This is a genomic window from Sphingomonas sp. M6A6_1c (assembly GCF_053345135.1).
This window is the reverse complement of sequence record NZ_JBKEZO010000004.1, coordinates 172,129-186,990: the sequence shown is the minus strand read 5'-3', so window position 1 is coordinate 186,990 and position 14,862 is coordinate 172,129. Positions and strand designations below refer to the sequence as shown.

The window sequence follows — 14,862 nt, the reverse complement described above, 5'->3', positions numbered from 1 at the left end:
CGAGTCAAGCATGATTGGGAAGACGCAATATTTTGCCGTCAATCTACAAAAATCCTGTCACGGTGCCCTACTGAAAGGTCACCTCCGAGTCTCGGCGACAATTCGCAGTGAAAAGGCCTAGAGCAGTGGCCAGACTGAAGCTTTTTGTTGGAGTGGGAGTGGCGCTGGCTGGCGTCGCGGGCTATTGGCTGAGTAGGCCATCCCCAGCATTATTAACCAGCCCAGACAAAGTAGCCATTGTCCCTGGTGCTATACGCCACACTACAGAGGAGGGTTTGGCTCGACCGGAGACGGTCAAGATGCGGGGATCGGGTCCGGACAACGAGCAGGATTTTCGGGAAGCTTCACGCAGCCGCATTTCGCAGCAGATTCTCCCGCTGCTCAATCGCACCGGAACGGAAGGAAGAATTATTCACGATAGATTGGTGACGGAGCGCCGTGACGATATTTGGGCGAGCAAAGCAGAGGGCAATATACATACCGCTTACGACCGGCTCAAGGCAGTCGGCGAGGCGGGGCGCCCCGTTGACATTCAATGCGCGGCAACACTCTGCGAAGTTTCTGGTGATTTGGAGGACAGACCGGGAGGTAAGGGCAGCGACGCAATGGCATCCGTTCAGGCATTCGAGTTGATTCGCGCAATGGCGGCAGACGGTTACGACTGGCAGACGACAATCATCGGCAAGGGATTTGACGGCCGGCAAATGTTTGTAACCTACTTCAACCGAGCTTCTCCAAGAAATCTGAAGATCGCTCCATCCCATTCCTAAGGAAAAGTCGTCGGCGTTAGATTTGCAAGAAGAAAAGGTCGATCGTGAATAGTTGAACGCGGCTGGCGTTCTGCAAGCCGTGGATGACACGAAAATGTTATCGCTGCCCTGTCCTACAGCGCTGCTATGCACTATCTCCCGCTGTGAAATCCGCTATGTCTCATTTCCGCTCTGTCTCATCGGTGCAGAATTAGAAACGATCAGGGGGTGATCGTTTCCATTAAGGTGTCCATCTTGTCCAAGTCGAACGCAGGCTGACCTATTTTCCGCCGTCGCGGCGGGTCAGTGCGGCGACGCAGCTCGCGCGGTCGATCGTGCTGCCGTCGGGCTCGCGCGCGTCGAGATAAGTGACGCGCGGCGCTTCCGATCCCTTGGGGTAGAGATAGGCGTCGAGCACGCAGATCGGTCCGGCGAACTGGAGCTTGCGCGCGGCGCCCTCGCGGATGTCGGCGTCGGGCTTGCCGAACAGCGTCACCAGCCCCGCCTCGTCCTGGCCGATCACGCGTTCCAGCCCGGCGCTGGTATAGGGGACGACGGGGCGGCTCACCACCGCCGGTGCGACCGCGCCCGGCGCGGCGCAGGCGCCCGCGAACAGCGCCAGTCCCAATGCCGCCAGTGCCTTCATGCGCGCGTCCCCCGTCGCGACGCGTGGAACAGATGCGTCGCCATCGCCGCGCCGAGGATCGGCGCGACCAGATTGACGAGCGGAACCACGAACAGCCCGGTGCCGACAAGCCCCAGCACGAAACGCTGCGCGCGCGTCGCCCCGCGCCAGCCCCGCATCGTCGCATCGTCCATATGCCGGCTCGCCACCATCTCGCCGAGGTCGCGGCCGAGCAGCACCGCATTGACCAGGAAGAAGGCGATCGCCGGCCCGATCGCGGTGAACAGCAGCGCGAGATAGACCGGCACCATCAGCAGGTTGAGCGCCACCGCGCGCCCTGCCGAGCCGAGCCCCATGCGCAGCGACCGCGCGAGGCGCACCGGCCGCGCCGCGGCGTGCGCGGCGGGATAATGGCGCGCCTCGACCGCGGCGACCACCTCGTCGCCGAAGACGCCGAGCACCGCCACCGCGATCACCCGGAACAGCAGCCATGCGCCGAGGATCAGCAGCACCACCACCGCCGCACCGGCGAGGCCACCGCCATATCCGTCGCCGACCCACGCCGCGAACAGCGTCCGCAGCCCCGCATAGAGCGCGGCGTCCAGCGCGGCGAAGATCGTCAGCGTCACCAGCAGCGACTTGCCGAGCACGCGCAATATGGCGGGCTGGCCGAGCTGGCCGATCGAGAGGGTGAGGGCGCGCAGCATCGCGCCGGGGTGGCGGGCGACGGCGCGCGCGTCAACCTCCGCCACGTTGCGTGGGGGGGCGGCTGGCCCTAGGGACGGCCTTTACGTTTTCCCCGGAGCCCTATCCTTGTCCCAGCCCAAATATGACGTGGTCGCGATCGGCAATGCGATCGTCGACGTGCTTTCCCAGGCCGACGACGCCTTCATCGATTCGATCGGCGTCGCCAAGGGCTCGATGCAATTGATGTTCTCGCCCGAGGATGCCGATGCGCTCTACGCCAAGATGGGGCCGGGCCGCGAGGTGTCGGGCGGCTCGGCGGCGAACACCGTCGCGGGGATCGCGGCGCTCGGCGGGCGCACCGCGTTCATCGGTCAGGTCGCCGACGACCAGCTCGGTGAGGTCTTCGCGCACGACATCCGCGCCGCCGGCGTCGATTTCGCCACCGCGGTCCGCCCCGGCCAGCCGACCACCGCGCGCTGCCTGATCTTCGTCACGCCCGACGGCCAGCGGACGATGAACACCTATCTCGGCGCCTCGCAATTCCTGCCCGAGAGCGCGCTCGACCTGTCGGTGATCGAGGATGCGGCGATCCTCTATCTCGAAGGCTATCTCTGGGACCCCGAAGAGCCCCGCGCCGCGATGCGGGCGGCGATCGAGGCGGCGCGCAAGGCGGGCCGCAAGGTCGCCTTCACACTGTCCGACGTGTTCTGCATCGGCCGTCACGGCGGCGACTTCCGCCAGCTGATCGCCGACAACCTGATCGACATCCTGTTCGCCAACGAGGGCGAACTGACTGCGCTCGCCGAGACCGAGGATTTCGACGCGGCGGTCGCCAGGCTCTCGGCGCAGGTGCCGACCCTGGTGGTGACCCGCGGCGAGGCGGGCGCCTGCGCGATCCAGCACGGCACCCGCGCCGAGGTGACCGCGGAGCCGATCGCCAAGGTGGTCGATACGACTGGCGCGGGCGACCTATTCGCGGCGGGCTTCCTCCACGGCCAGGCGCAGGGCAAGGGGCTGGAACAGTCGCTCAAGCTCGGCGCGATCTGCGCGGCGGAGATCATCAGCCACTTCGGCGCCCGCCCCAATGTCGACATGAAAGCCCTCGCCGCCGCCAAGCTCGGCTGAGGCCCGCGCTCCCCCTCCCGACGGGAGGGGGAGCGGACGGCGCGTTTCCGCGCCTTCGCGCGCATGAAAAAGGCCGGGGGATCGCTCCCCCGGCCCGGTATGTGAAAGCGACCCCGATCAGTCGACCGGCTTGGCCAGCTCCGGCTGCATCGCCGGATCGTCGACCGTGTCGAAGATCCCGCGGCCGACGTACGACCGGCTGCGGCTGTACCCGAAATAGATCACCAGCCCGATCAGCCCCCAGCAGGGCAGGACCAGCTTGGCGGTCAGCGGCAGCGACAGATAGAGGCCGACGCAGCCGATGATCGCCAGCGGCGCGACGATGAACACCGCCGGCGTGCGGAACGGCCGCTTGCGACCCGGATCGGTCCGGCGCAGCACCATCACCGACACCGCCACCATGAAGAACGCGAACAGCGTCCCCGCGTTGGAATAATCGGCGAGCTTGCCGACCGGCAGCACCGCCGCCGCGACCGCCGCGGCGATGCCGGTGACGACCGTGACGACGTGCGGCGTGCGGAACTTGGGATGCACCGACGCCAGTTTCTCGGGCAGCAGGCCGTCGCGCGCCATGGTGAAGAAGATGCGCGTCTGGCCGAACATCATCATCAACACCACCGACGGCAACGCCAGCACCGCGGCGAGGCCGACGAGCCGGCCGATCGCCGGCCAGCCGATCGTGTCGAGGACATGGACCAGCGCCTCCTTCGAACAGACCAGCGGCTCGATCGCGCCGGTGGCGACGATCGATGCGCAACGGCCGGCCATCTCGGCCGATCCGGGGGCGAGCACCTGACCGGCGGTCATCACCGGCTGCGCGCCGATCGCGCCGATCGCGCCGCTGGCGACGAGCAGGTAGAAGATGGTGCAGATGATGAGGCTGCCGATCAGCCCGATCGGCACGTTGCGCTGCGGGTTCTTGGTTTCCTCGGCGGCGGTCGAGACCGCGTCGAAGCCGACATACGCGAAGAAGATCGACGCCGCGGCGCCGAACACGCCGACGCCACCGGTCGGCAGGAACGGATCGAAGTTGGTCGCCTTGGCGACCGGGATGGTCAGGGCGACGAAGGCGGTGAGCGCGGCGATCTTGATCAGCACCAGCACCGAATTGACCCGCGCGCTCTCGGTCGTGCCGATGATCAGCAGCCAGGTGACGAAGCCGACGACGATCACCGCAGGCACGTTGACCCAGCCGCCGACCGCCATCGCGGTCTGCAGATCGACGTTCGGCGTCGCGCCGAACGCGACCTGCATGTGCGCCATCAGCGCATCGGCATTGCTGATCGATGCGGGAAAGGCGACGCCGAGACCCCGCAACAGGCCGACCGCATGGTTCGACCAGCCGACCGCGACCGCGCTCGCGCCGACCGCATATTCGAGGATCAGCGCCCAGCCGACCATCCAGGCGAGCAATTCACCGACGACCGCATAGGAATAGGTATAGGCCGATCCCGACACCGGCACCATCGAGGCGAGCTCGGAATAGCAGAGCGCCGCGACCGCGCAGACGAAGCCAGCGACGACGAACGACAGCAACATGCCCGGGCCGGCCTTCTGCGCGGCTTCCGAGGTGAGAACGAAGATACCGGTGCCGATGACGGCGCCGATCCCCAACATGGTCAACTGGAACGCGCCGAGCGAGCGGTGCAGCCCGCGTTTTTCGGCGGTGGCGAGAATGGCGTCGAGTGGTTTGACGCGCCCGAAAATCATGCAGCTCTTCCCCCCATATGCGCACGGTCGTTGATCGCCGCCGCATGGTGAAGCAGCCGATGCTAACCCCAAATGGGACAGGTGCAATCCCTTATCTCGGCAAGGCACCCCGGAAGGCGTCCGTGGCGGGGACGGGCGCGCGGCGGGCTCAACCCGCCAGCATCGGTCCCAGCGGCTTGCCGCCGAACAGATGGACGTGGAGGTGCGGCACTTCCTGCCCGGCGTCGCCGCCGATATTGGCGAGCAAGCGATAGCCCGGCGCGACGAGACCGTGTTCGCGCGCGACATGACCGATCGCGCGGACGAAGCCGGCGATTTCCGCCTCCGATGCGCGTGCGCCGAAATCGTCCCACGACACGTACGGCCCGCGCGGGATCACCAGGATATGGACCGGCGCGACCGGCGCGATGTCGTGGAAGGCCACCGCATTATCGTCCTCATACACCCGCTTCGACGGAATCTCGTCGCGCAGGATCTTGGCGAAGACGTTCTGGTCGTCATAGGGCAGGGTAGCGTCGATCGGCATAGATCCTCCTAGCGCGAGGCTTTCTCGTCATGGCCCGACACGCCTTCGCGGCGGGCGAGTTCGGCGCGGACGTCGTCCAGCCCCAGTCCGGCATCGGCGAGCAGGACCAGCAGATGGAAGACGAGGTCCGCGGCTTCCGACGCGAGTGTATCGGGTTCGGCGAGCGCCGCGATCACCGTCTCGGTGGCTTCCTCGCCGACCTTCTGCGCGATCTTCGGCCGTCCCTTGGCGAACAGGCTGGCGACATAGGAGCTGCCGGGTTCGGCGGCGTCGCGGCGGGCGCGGATGGTGGCTTCCAGGCGGTCGAGCGGGTCCATGGCCCCCGCTTGGCGCGGGAGGAGGGTCCGGGTCAATCCTTCCTGGTGAACCGTCGCCGCAACGCCCGCCGGACGAGCCAAACGCCGACCGCCGCGACGACGAACAGCGCGAGGTCCGACCATTCGGGACCGGTCTTGCGATGGACGATGCCGGAATGGCCGCCCGCGACCGAGAGGAGCGGGATCATGCCGCGAGCGGGCGGCGCACCGGAATCCCCGCCGCCGCCAGCGCGTCGTGCGCATCGGCGACGCTCGCCTCGCCGAAGTGGAAGATCGACGCGGCGAGCACCGCGCTGGCATGGCCGTCGCGGATGCCGGCGACGAGATCGTCGAGCCCGCCGACGCCGCCGCTCGCCACCACCGGTACGCTGACCCGGTCGGCGATCGCGCGGACCAAGGCGAGGTCGTAACCGCTGCGCGTGCCGTCGCGGTCCATCGAGGTGACCAGCAACTCGCCCGCACCCAGCTCGGCGAGGTGCAGCGCATGGTCGATCGCGTCGAGCCCGGTCGGCCGACGGCCGCCGTGGGTGAACACCTCCCAGCGCTCCCCGACGCGGCGTGCGTCGACCGAGGCGACGCAGCATTGGCTGCCGAACCGCTCGGCGATGTCGGCGACGACCTCGGGCCGCGCGACCGCGGCGGAATTGACCGCGACCTTGTCCGCACCGGCGAGCAGCAGCGCGCGCGCATCCTCGGCGCTGCGCACGCCGCCTCCGACGGTCAGCGGCATGAAGCATACCGCCGCGGTGCGCCGCACGACGTCGAGGATCGTCCCGCGATCCTCGTGGCTGGCGGTGATGTCGAGGAAGCAGAGTTCGTCGGCACCGGCGGCGTCATAGGCGCGCGCCTGTTCGACCGGATCGCCGGCGTCGCGCAGCTCGACGAAATTGACGCCCTTGACGACGCGACCGTTGGCGACGTCGAGACAGGGGATCACGCGGGCGCGAACGGTCATGCGGCAGCCCTCGAGTAGGTTGGTTCACGCGAAGACGCGAAGACGCGAAGAGGGCGTACCCCAAGCAGGCGCTGGCGGTCGGCAGACCATATTCTGCCTTCGGCGATGGCAGGCCAGCGCTTCCGTACACCGGACATCGTCGCGTCTTCGCGTCTTCGCGCGATCATCATTCCGCCCCCTGCGCGACGCTCAGCGCGGCGGCGAGATCGAGCCGCCCGTCGTAGAGCGCGCGGCCGGTGATGACGCCCTCGACGCCGTCGCGGACGTGGAGCGCGAGGACGTGGATTTCGGCGATGCCCTTGACGCCGCCGCTGGCGATCACCGGGATCGACACCGAGCGGGCGAGATCGACCGTCGCCTCGACGTTGCAGCCCTTTAGCAGCCCGTCGCGGCCGACGTCGGTGAACAGGAGCGACGCAACACCCGCATCCTCGAAGCGACGGGCGAGGTCGACGACGCTGGTGGTCGAAACGTCCGCCCAGCCCTTGGTCGCGACCATGCCGTCGCGCGCATCGACCGCGACGACGACGCCGCCGGGAAAGTCGCGCGCGGCACCGCGGACGAACTCGGGGTCCTCCAGCGCCGCGGTGCCGATCACGACGCGCGACACGCCGAGGTCGAACCAGCGTTCGACGCTGGCGCGGTTGCGGATGCCGCCGCCGAGCTGGACGTGGCCGGGGAAGCGCTCGACGATGCCGCGTACCGCCTCGCCGTTGACCGATTCGCCGGCGAAGGCGCCGTCGAGGTCGACGACGTGGAGATGCTGCGCACCGGCTTCGGCGAACAGCATCGCCTGTGCGGCGGGATCGTCGCCATAGACGGTGGCACGATCCATATCGCCCTCGGCGAGGCGCACGACCTGACCGCCCTTGAGGTCAATGGCGGGGAAGACGATGAGGCTCATATCATTCCTCCCTCGCTTTAGCGGGGGAGGGGGACCGCCGGCCGTAGGCCGGTGGTGGAGGGGGCGTTTCCGCAACCGCGGACCTTACCGTATCCTCCCCCTCCGTCAGCTTCGCTGCCACCTCCCCCTGGCGGGGGAGGACTGAAGTCATGGCCGCCATGCGAGAAACCTTTCAAGCATCGCCAGCCCGTAACGCTGGCTCTTTTCGGGGTGGAACTGCACGCCGAGCATCGTGTCGCGCGCGATCGCCGCGGTAACCGGACCGGCATGGTCGCTGGTCGCGATCACGTCCTCGCCCTCATAGGCATAGCTGTGCAGGAAATAGGCCTCGCCCGCGGGCACCAGCGGATGATCGCCCAGCGGCACGACGTCGTTCCAGCCCATATGCGGCACCTTGGCGTCCATCGTGCCGGGTTCGAGCCGCCGCACGCGCCCGCGCACCCAGCCGAGCCCGCGATGCTGCCCCATCTCTTCGCCCACGTCCGCCATCAGCTGCATCCCGACGCAGACGCCGAGGAACGGCGCGCCTTCCTGCCGGACGCGGCGCTCCATCGCCTCGACCATGCCGGGCACGCCGCGCAACGCAGTGGCGCAGGCGCCGAACGCGCCGACGCCGGGCAGCACGATACGGTCGGCCTTCGCCACCACATCGGCATCCGCGGTGACGGTCAGATCGGTCGCCCCCGCTGCGCGCAACGCATTCTCGACCGAATGAAGATTGCCCGCGCCGTAATCGATCAGCGCGATGGTCATGACAGCAGGTCGGCGAGCGGCGTCGCCGCCATGCTGGCGGTGAACGGGATGATCTCCGCCGTCGCGAGCCCGCGCGATACGAACGGGTCCTTGGCGATCAGCTCCTCGGTCACTTTCTTGCCGCCGATCGCGATGATGATGCCGCCGGTGCGCGGTTGCTTGCGGCCGGAGGCGAGCAGCATCCCGTTGGCGTAGGCATCCGAGAGCCAGTCGACATGATCGCTCATCGCCGCGTCGATCGCGTCGAGATCGTCACCATAGGTCAGCGATACGACGCACATGCTGGTGCCGGGGCGGACGAAGGGCTCGCTCACAACACGCCCTTGGTCGAAGGGATCGCATCCGCCTTGCGCGGGTCGATCTCGACCGCGGTACGCAGCGCACGGGCGAGGCCCTTGTATGCCGCCTCGACGATATGATGGTTGTTGCTGCCGTACAGCGTCTCGACGTGGAGCGTGATCCCCGCGGTCTGCGCGAAGCTGTGGAACCAATGTTCGATCAGCTCGGTGTCGAGCTCGCCGAGCCGCGAGACGGTGAAGGCGGTCTTCCACACCAGCCACGGCCGCCCCGAAATGTCGAGCGCGACGCGGGTCAGCGTCTCGTCCATCGGCGAAAGCGCGTCGCCGTAGCGGCGGATGCCGCGCTTGTCGCCGAGCGCCTGCGCCACCGCCTGGCCCAGCGCCAGCGCCGAATCCTCGACGGTGTGGTGGCCGTCGATGTGGAGGTCGCCGTCGACCTTGAGGTCGATGTCGATCAGGCCGTGGCGGCTGAGCTGTTCGACCATATGGTCGAGGAAGCCGATGCCGGTCTTGATCGAATAGACGCCGGTGCCGTCGAGGTTGACGGTGACGTCGATCCGCGTTTCGGCGGTGGAGCGGTTGATCGTGGCGATGCGCATGTCGGCTCGTCCCATAGGAGCGTGCGTCGTCACGCACAATCTTGACCCGACCGGGCGATACGCTACCCAAGGGGCATGACCGACGGCCTTCCCGATAGCCTTATCCCGTATGACGAGATCGTCCAGGAGGCGCTGCGTGCCGTGGTGGGCCGCGTGCTCGGCTCCGTCGCCGAATCGGGCGGCCTGCCCGGCGAGCATCATTTCTACATCACCTTCAAGACGCAGGCGCCCGGCGTCGACATCCCGCAGCGGCTGATCGAACGCTTCCCGGACGAGATGACGATCGTGTTGCAGAACCGCTATTGGGACCTGCTGGTCGACGAACGGAAGTTCTCGGTCGGCCTGAGCTTCAACCAGGTGCCTTCGAAGCTGGTCATTCCCTATTCGGCGATTACCGGCTTCCACGATCCGGCGGTCAATTTCGAGCTGCGCTTCCAGGCGACCGAAGACCCGAGCGACGGGCCTGAACCACATGACGAGGCCGAAAACGACGGCCCCACCGCGACGCCGGCAGCGGACGGCTCGAACGTGGTGAGCGTGGACTTCAAGCGGAAGAAGTGAGCGTGATCGAGGTCGTCGCCGTGCCCGGAGATACGGAGCGCGACGCGATCCTCGCGCCGCTAGTCGCGTTCAACGATGCCGCGGTCGGCCCTACCGAGCGCCATCCTGTCGCGATCGTCATCCGCAGCGACGATGGCGCGATCGCTGGCGGCCTATGGGGCATGGCGAGCTATCGCTGGCTGTTCGTGCAATATCTAGTGGTGCCGGCATCGATGCGGGGGCACGGGCACGGCAGCGCGTTGATGCTCGCCGCCGAGTCCGAGGCGAAGCGGCTCGACTGCGTCGGCCGGTGGCTCGACACGTTCAGTTTTCAGGCGCGGGGCTTCTACGAGAAGCTGGGCTATCGCTGCTTCGGTCAGATCGACGACTATCCGCCCGGTGAGGCACGGTTCTTCCTGTCGAAGCGGATCGCCTGACCCGGCATCGGTGTACTTGCCAGAGGCGTGTCGCACGCCCTTGAATCAAGCGACCCCGCATTTGATATTATGTCGCATGAGCACCCGCACCGAAACCGATTCGATCGGCCCGATCGACGTTCCCGCCGACGCCTATTGGGGCGCGCAGACCGAGCGTAGTCTCGAGAACTTCCCGTTCGGACCGCGCGAGCGGATGCCGGTCGAGATCGTCCATGCGCTGGCGATCGTGAAGCAGGCGGCGGCGCGGGTGAACCGGCGGCATGGCCTCGCCGCCGAGAAGGCGGACGCGATCGAGGATGCGGCCGAGGAGATCGCCGCGGGCAGGCTCGACGACCAATTCCCGCTGGTCATCTGGCAGACCGGCAGCGGCACGCAGTCGAACATGAACGTCAACGAGGTGATCGCCGGCCGCGCCAACGAGCAGCTCGCCGGCACGCGCGGCGGCAAGACGCCGGTTCATCCCAATGACGACGTCAATCGCGGCCAGTCGTCCAACGACAGTTTCCCCACGGCGCTCCACGTCGCAGCGGCGCTGGCGGTAACGCGGCAGCTTTATCCCGCGCTCGACCGGTTGCACGCTGCGCTGGCCGCCAAGGCACGGGAATGGAACGATCTGGTCAAGATCGGCCGCACGCATCTTCAGGATGCGACGCCGCTGACGCTGGGGCAGGAATTCTCCGGCTATGTCCAGCAGCTCGCCAACGCCCGCGACCGAATCGCGGGCACGCTGGAGCGCAACATCATGCCGCTTGCGCAGGGGGGCACCGCGGTCGGGACCGGGCTGAACGCCCCCGAGGGCTTCGCCGAAGACGTGGCGGCGGAGATCGCGGCGCTCACCGGCCTGCCGTTCATCACCGCGCCCAACAAGTTCGAGGCGCTGGCATCGAACGACGGGCTGGTCGATCTGCATGGCACGCTCAACGTGCTCGCGGTGGCGCTGACCAAGATCGCCAACGATATCCGCCTGCTTGGTTCGGGGCCGCGATCGGGCCTGGGCGAATTGGAATTGCCAGCCAACGAGCCGGGTAGCTCGATCATGCCGGGCAAGGTCAATCCGACGCAGGCCGAGATGCTGACGATGGTCGCCGCGCAGGTGATGGGCAACAACGTCGCGGTCACCGTCGGCGGGTTGCAGGGGCATATGGAGCTCAACGTCTTCAAGCCGCTGATCGGCGCCAACGTGTTGCGGTCGATCGCGCTGCTCAGCGTCGGGATGCAGAGCTTCGCCGAGCGGACCGTCGACGGGCTGAAGGCGAATCGCGAGCGGATCGGGCAATTGGTCGAGCAATCGCTGATGCTCGTCACCGCGCTCGCGCCCGAGGTCGGCTATGACAATGCCGCCAAGATCGCCAAGCATGCGCATCAGAAGGGGCAGACGCTGAAACAGGCGGGGCTCGAACTGGGGCTGGTCGACGAGGCGACGTTCGATCGGCTGGTGCGACCGGAGACGATGATCGGGTGCTGACCCCGTCCGCGGGTAAGTGCCGGAACGGTTCCGTTACGAGGAACTTCCCCGGCGTTCGCGCGCTTCCATGGCCGCAACGCTAAGAGGGGACGGACGTGAGCACCACCACCACGGGCGCGCTGATTGGCGCCGCGATCGATTCGATGTCTGGTGACGACGATGGCGTCGCCGACGGCGCGATCATCGGTGCGGTGACCGCCAATGTGCTGAAGGTCGTGCTGCCGCTCGCCGTCACTTACGCGGTGGGCTGGGCCGTGCTGCGCGGCGCAGCGGAACTGAAAGACCAGATTTTCGGAAAGGTGGAAGCATGATCGGCAAGATTATCGGTGCGCTCGTCGGGCGCGAAATGGGTCGTCGCGAGGGCCAGAACGGCCTGAAGGGTGCGGCGATCGGTGCATTGTCGATGGGTGCGATGCGGCGAATGGGGCCGCTCGGCCTGCTGATCGGCGGCGGCTATGTCGCCAAGAAGGCCTATGACCGTCGCCGCCAGTCGCGCGACATCTGATCGGTGATCCTCCCGCGCCCGACGCGGGGGGACGGCCGCTTTCTCGACTTTTCAGCCGGCTGCGCTTGACGCCTGGCCCCGGCAGACGCCACTAGCGCGCATGCCGACGACCCATTCCGCCGACCCGCACCATTTTCGCCGTCGTGGCGTCCTGTTCGTGCTGTCCTCGCCATCGGGTGCGGGCAAGTCGACCATCGCGCGCAAATTGCTCGCCGACGAACCCGAACTCGGCATGTCGGTGTCGGTGACGACGCGCGCGATGCGGCCCGGCGAGGTCGACGGCAAGGATTATCATTTCGTCGATATCGAGGAATTCCGCCGCATGGTCGCGGCGGACGAGTTCCTGGAATGGGCGCACGTCTTCGACCACCGCTACGGCACGCCGCGGGCGCAGATCGAGACGCTGCTCGCCGCGGGCAAGGACGTGCTGTTCGACATCGACTGGCAGGGCGCGCAGCAATTGTTCCAGATCGCCGGCGGCGACGTGGTGCGGGTGTTCATCTTCCCGCCCTCGATGGAGGAGCTGCGCGCGCGGCTGACCAACCGCAACACGGATACCGCCCAGGTGATCGAGGCGCGGATGGCGCGCGCCGCCAATGAGGTAAGCCATTGGGATGGCTACGATTACGTGCTGGTCAACGACGATGTCGAGCAATGCTTCCAGGGGGTGAAGACGATCCTGGCCGCCGAGCGGCTGAAACGGTCGCGGCAGACCGGGCTGATCGGCTTCATCCGCAAGCTCACCCGGACGGCCTGAGCGCGGCGAGAAAGGCGACCGCGGCGTCATAGTCGCGCCGCTTGTTGGCCAAAGCCTGGACCGCGAGCGAATCCGCGCCCCAGAGTTCGGCCTGGAAATCCTCGTCGATATTCGCCGCGGTCCACAAGGTGTCGGGGTCGCCGGCCTGCTCGACCAGCGCCAGCGCGAGGATAAGCGATCCGGTGATCGTCACCACCGGCGACAGGCCGGCGAGGCGGAAGGGATCGAGCGCCGCCACCGCCTCGCCGAGCCGGGCCAGCGTCGCGGGCGGCTGTGGGCGGTGCATGACGCCGGCGGTCGTTTCGAAATGCACGTCGTAGCGCGCGCGCGCCCAGTCCAGCCACGGGTCCCACGCCGCCTGCTGCCGCGCGATCAGCGCATCGGGCGACAGCGCGCGATAATAGAGCAGGTCGCTCTCGCCATAGGCGGCGAGGCCGGCGGCGAAGCTGGCGGGATCGGGCACGACCCGGTCGATCGCGGCGTTGGCGAGGCCGGTCAGCGGCATCGCGCGCGGATCGATCGTCTCCACCACCGCGCGCCATTCGTCGGCGATCGCGGCGGCGAGCGCATCGGTCGGCAACGCGAGCGGCACGCGGCCGGGGGTGCGCACCGGCCGGCCGTCGAGCGTGACGACGCGGTCGGCATCGATCGTCACGTCGGTCCAGAAGCGCTTCATGGCCTGGGCGTCCGCCAGCGGTGCGCGAGGCTCGCCGGCACGATCGCGATCACCGCGAGCGCGGACAGCGTGATCGCGACGCCGAGCACCTTGACCGGCCAGTCGTGCGAGCGGGCGGCGAGCACCAGCCCGAACACCGCGCCGGCGCTGCCCGCCAGCCGGCTGCCGACCATCGCCAGCCAGCGCTTGCGCGCGCGCGTGTCGCCGGGGGTCACGCCAGGATCTCCAGCAGCGCCGCGGTGCGCGTCGCGACGACCTGGGCGCCACCGCGGACCAGATCGTGGACGTCGTGATAGCCCCAGGCGACGCCGACCGCGCGCGCGCCGGCGGCCTTGGCCATCGCCATGTCGAAGCTGGTGTCGCCGATCATCGCGGTCTGCGCAGGCGTCGCGTCGACCTCCGCCATCGCGGCGAGCAGCATCGCCGGATCGGGCTTGGAGGGGTGGCGGTCGGCGGTCTGAAGGGTGACGAAGCGATCGGTGAGGCCGTGGTGTTCGAGCACGCGGGCAAGGCCGCGATCCGATTTGCCGGTCGCCACGCCGAGCTGCCAGCCGCGCGCCGCCAGCGTCTCGATCACCGCGGCGATGCCCTCGAACAGCGGCTCTTCGGTCATCGCGCCGCTGGTGCGCAACTCAAAGAACGCCTCCTTGTAATCGGCCGCCATCTTGCGGTGGAGTGCGTCGTCGGCGTCGGGCAGCAAGGCGCGGACTGCCTCGACCAGGCTCAATCCGACGATGCGGCGGATCGCCGCGCGCGGCGGCGCGGGCAGGTCGGCGATGCGGAACGTCGCCTCCATCGCCTGGCAGATGTTGGCCTGGCTATCGACGAGCGTGCCGTCGCAGTCGAATACGGCGAGTTTGGTCATCGCATCGCCGTAGCGGGCGCCGGTGGAGCGGTGAAGAGGGTGTTGGGCGACATGGACAACATGGACACCTTAACGGAAACGATCGGGGGGTATCGTTTCCGTTTTTGATATGATGGGGGCGGGATATCCCAACGGCGTGAAGGGGCCTTCGTGCTGCCGCGCGGGCGGGACGATGAGGGCGGGCGGGGTGTGCATGGTTCGGGCATACGCCGGTCGACGGGGGTAGGACAGACGTTCGTGTTTATCGTGCTATGCGAGCGGCTTGGTAGGCCGTGGAGATTTGGAACGGTGTCCGACACGTACGACGGCCCTCCCAACTGGGCCCCGGCCTTCGCCGGGGTACAGGCTTACGGGTAATGGGGTGACGT

Annotated in this window: 22 protein-coding genes; 8 read left to right on the top strand and 14 right to left on the bottom strand. The window is 67.7% G+C overall.

Translation table 11 applies throughout. The features are described from left to right. The first annotated feature begins 125 nt into the window (after nucleotides 1–125). On the top strand, nucleotides 126–770 hold the full coding sequence (locus ACLBWH_RS09540) for a hypothetical protein (protein WP_447798446.1): 645 nt from the start codon (nucleotides 126–128) through the stop codon (nucleotides 768–770). 259 nt (nucleotides 771–1,029) lie between these two features. Here ACLBWH_RS09540 and ACLBWH_RS09535 read toward each other — a convergent pair whose 3' ends face one another. Together ACLBWH_RS09535 and ACLBWH_RS09530 are read right to left on the bottom strand one after the other, a co-directional pair. Continuing rightward, a complete protein-coding gene (locus tag ACLBWH_RS09535; protein ID WP_447798444.1) occupies nucleotides 1,030–1,395 on the bottom strand; it encodes a hypothetical protein in 366 nt (121 codons plus the stop codon). Then, nucleotides 1,392–2,081, bottom strand: a complete 690-nt coding sequence (locus ACLBWH_RS09530) for an EI24 domain-containing protein (RefSeq protein ID WP_447798812.1) — start codon at nucleotides 2,079–2,081, stop codon at nucleotides 1,392–1,394. Before ACLBWH_RS09530 ends, ACLBWH_RS09535 begins: the two co-directional genes overlap by 4 nt. 106 nt (nucleotides 2,082–2,187) lie before the next feature. Between ACLBWH_RS09530 and ACLBWH_RS09525 the strand changes: the two genes are divergently transcribed. Then, complete coding sequence (locus ACLBWH_RS09525) at nucleotides 2,188–3,186, top strand: adenosine kinase (RefSeq protein WP_447798443.1); 999 nt, start codon at nucleotides 2,188–2,190, stop codon at nucleotides 3,184–3,186. Between the two features lie 117 nt (nucleotides 3,187–3,303). On the opposite strand, the gene ACLBWH_RS09520 is transcribed toward ACLBWH_RS09525, so the two are convergent. The 9 genes from ACLBWH_RS09520 to hisB all read right to left on the bottom strand — a co-directional run bounded on the left by ACLBWH_RS09520 (nucleotide 3,304) and on the right by hisB (nucleotide 9,249). Next, complete coding sequence (locus ACLBWH_RS09520) at nucleotides 3,304–4,896, bottom strand: amino acid permease (protein ID WP_322850348.1); 1,593 nt, start codon at nucleotides 4,894–4,896, stop codon at nucleotides 3,304–3,306. 148 nt (nucleotides 4,897–5,044) lie between these two features. Further along, on the bottom strand, nucleotides 5,045–5,422 hold the full coding sequence (locus ACLBWH_RS09515; protein ID WP_322850349.1) for a histidine triad nucleotide-binding protein: 378 nt from the start codon (nucleotides 5,420–5,422) through the stop codon (nucleotides 5,045–5,047). 8 nt (nucleotides 5,423–5,430) lie between these two features. After that, nucleotides 5,431–5,739, bottom strand: a complete 309-nt coding sequence (locus ACLBWH_RS09510; RefSeq protein ID WP_322850350.1) for a phosphoribosyl-ATP diphosphatase — start codon at nucleotides 5,737–5,739, stop codon at nucleotides 5,431–5,433. A 32-nt stretch (nucleotides 5,740–5,771) separates the two neighbouring features. Continuing rightward, nucleotides 5,772–5,927: a hypothetical protein gene (locus ACLBWH_RS09505; protein WP_322850351.1), complete on the bottom strand. Its 156-nt coding sequence runs from the start codon at nucleotides 5,925–5,927 to the stop codon at nucleotides 5,772–5,774. Continuing rightward, nucleotides 5,924–6,694 (bottom strand): imidazole glycerol phosphate synthase subunit HisF, encoded by a 771-nt coding sequence (gene hisF, locus ACLBWH_RS09500; RefSeq protein ID WP_322850352.1) that lies wholly within the window; start codon nucleotides 6,692–6,694, stop codon nucleotides 5,924–5,926. Before hisF ends, ACLBWH_RS09505 begins: the two co-directional genes overlap by 4 nt. 166 nt (nucleotides 6,695–6,860) lie before the next feature. Beyond that, on the bottom strand, nucleotides 6,861–7,598 hold the full coding sequence (hisA, locus tag ACLBWH_RS09495; RefSeq protein WP_447798440.1) for a 1-(5-phosphoribosyl)-5-[(5-phosphoribosylamino)methylideneamino]imidazole-4-carboxamide isomerase: 738 nt from the start codon (nucleotides 7,596–7,598) through the stop codon (nucleotides 6,861–6,863). A gap of 147 nt (nucleotides 7,599–7,745) precedes the next feature. Further along, nucleotides 7,746–8,351, bottom strand: a complete 606-nt coding sequence (gene hisH, locus ACLBWH_RS09490) for an imidazole glycerol phosphate synthase subunit HisH (protein WP_447798439.1) — start codon at nucleotides 8,349–8,351, stop codon at nucleotides 7,746–7,748. Beyond that, nucleotides 8,348–8,665: a YciI family protein gene (locus tag ACLBWH_RS09485; RefSeq protein ID WP_447798437.1), complete on the bottom strand. Its 318-nt coding sequence runs from the start codon at nucleotides 8,663–8,665 to the stop codon at nucleotides 8,348–8,350. Before ACLBWH_RS09485 ends, hisH begins: the two co-directional genes overlap by 4 nt. Further along, on the bottom strand, nucleotides 8,662–9,249 hold the full coding sequence (hisB, locus tag ACLBWH_RS09480) for an imidazoleglycerol-phosphate dehydratase HisB (RefSeq protein ID WP_137899362.1): 588 nt from the start codon (nucleotides 9,247–9,249) through the stop codon (nucleotides 8,662–8,664). The genes ACLBWH_RS09485 and hisB overlap by 4 nt, the downstream gene beginning before the upstream one ends. 75 nt (nucleotides 9,250–9,324) lie before the next feature. Here hisB and ACLBWH_RS09475 point away from each other — a divergent pair, with 75 nt between their 5' ends. The 6 genes from ACLBWH_RS09475 to gmk all read left to right on the top strand — a co-directional run bounded on the left by ACLBWH_RS09475 (nucleotide 9,325) and on the right by gmk (nucleotide 12,953). Further along, entirely contained in the window at nucleotides 9,325–9,810 is a 486-nt protein-coding gene (locus tag ACLBWH_RS09475; RefSeq protein ID WP_322850356.1) for an SspB family protein, read from the top strand. Then, nucleotides 9,807–10,226: a GNAT family N-acetyltransferase gene (locus tag ACLBWH_RS09470; protein WP_447798434.1), complete on the top strand. Its 420-nt coding sequence runs from the start codon at nucleotides 9,807–9,809 to the stop codon at nucleotides 10,224–10,226. Before ACLBWH_RS09475 ends, ACLBWH_RS09470 begins: the two co-directional genes overlap by 4 nt. Before the next feature lie 76 nt (nucleotides 10,227–10,302). After that, nucleotides 10,303–11,691, top strand: coding sequence for a class II fumarate hydratase (gene fumC, locus ACLBWH_RS09465; protein WP_322850358.1), 1,389 nt, complete (start codon nucleotides 10,303–10,305; stop codon nucleotides 11,689–11,691). Nucleotides 11,692–11,786: 95 nt separating this feature from the next. Then, the gene (locus ACLBWH_RS09460; protein ID WP_322850359.1) at nucleotides 11,787–12,002 is read left to right on the top strand and encodes a hypothetical protein; all 216 of its coding nucleotides are present in this window, start codon (nucleotides 11,787–11,789) and stop codon (nucleotides 12,000–12,002) included. Further along, the gene (locus tag ACLBWH_RS09455) at nucleotides 11,999–12,196 is read left to right on the top strand and encodes a hypothetical protein (protein WP_322850360.1); all 198 of its coding nucleotides are present in this window, start codon (nucleotides 11,999–12,001) and stop codon (nucleotides 12,194–12,196) included. Before ACLBWH_RS09460 ends, ACLBWH_RS09455 begins: the two co-directional genes overlap by 4 nt. 100 nt (nucleotides 12,197–12,296) lie before the next feature. Beyond that, a complete protein-coding gene (gene gmk / locus ACLBWH_RS09450) occupies nucleotides 12,297–12,953 on the top strand; it encodes a guanylate kinase (RefSeq protein WP_322850361.1) in 657 nt (218 codons plus the stop codon). On the opposite strand, the gene ACLBWH_RS09445 is transcribed toward gmk, so the two are convergent. From ACLBWH_RS09445 to ACLBWH_RS09435, 3 genes are read right to left on the bottom strand one after another with little or no spacing between them, the layout of a single operon-like run. Continuing rightward, nucleotides 12,937–13,629 (bottom strand): ATP12 family chaperone protein, encoded by a 693-nt coding sequence (locus tag ACLBWH_RS09445; protein ID WP_447798432.1) that lies wholly within the window; start codon nucleotides 13,627–13,629, stop codon nucleotides 12,937–12,939. The genes gmk and ACLBWH_RS09445 overlap by 17 nt on opposite strands. Next, nucleotides 13,626–13,844: a hypothetical protein gene (locus ACLBWH_RS09440; RefSeq protein WP_447798430.1), complete on the bottom strand. Its 219-nt coding sequence runs from the start codon at nucleotides 13,842–13,844 to the stop codon at nucleotides 13,626–13,628. The genes ACLBWH_RS09445 and ACLBWH_RS09440 overlap by 4 nt, the downstream gene beginning before the upstream one ends. After that, nucleotides 13,841–14,494: an HAD-IA family hydrolase gene (locus ACLBWH_RS09435; RefSeq protein ID WP_447798428.1), complete on the bottom strand. Its 654-nt coding sequence runs from the start codon at nucleotides 14,492–14,494 to the stop codon at nucleotides 13,841–13,843. The genes ACLBWH_RS09440 and ACLBWH_RS09435 overlap by 4 nt, the downstream gene beginning before the upstream one ends. Nucleotides 14,495–14,862: the final 368 nt, after the last annotated feature.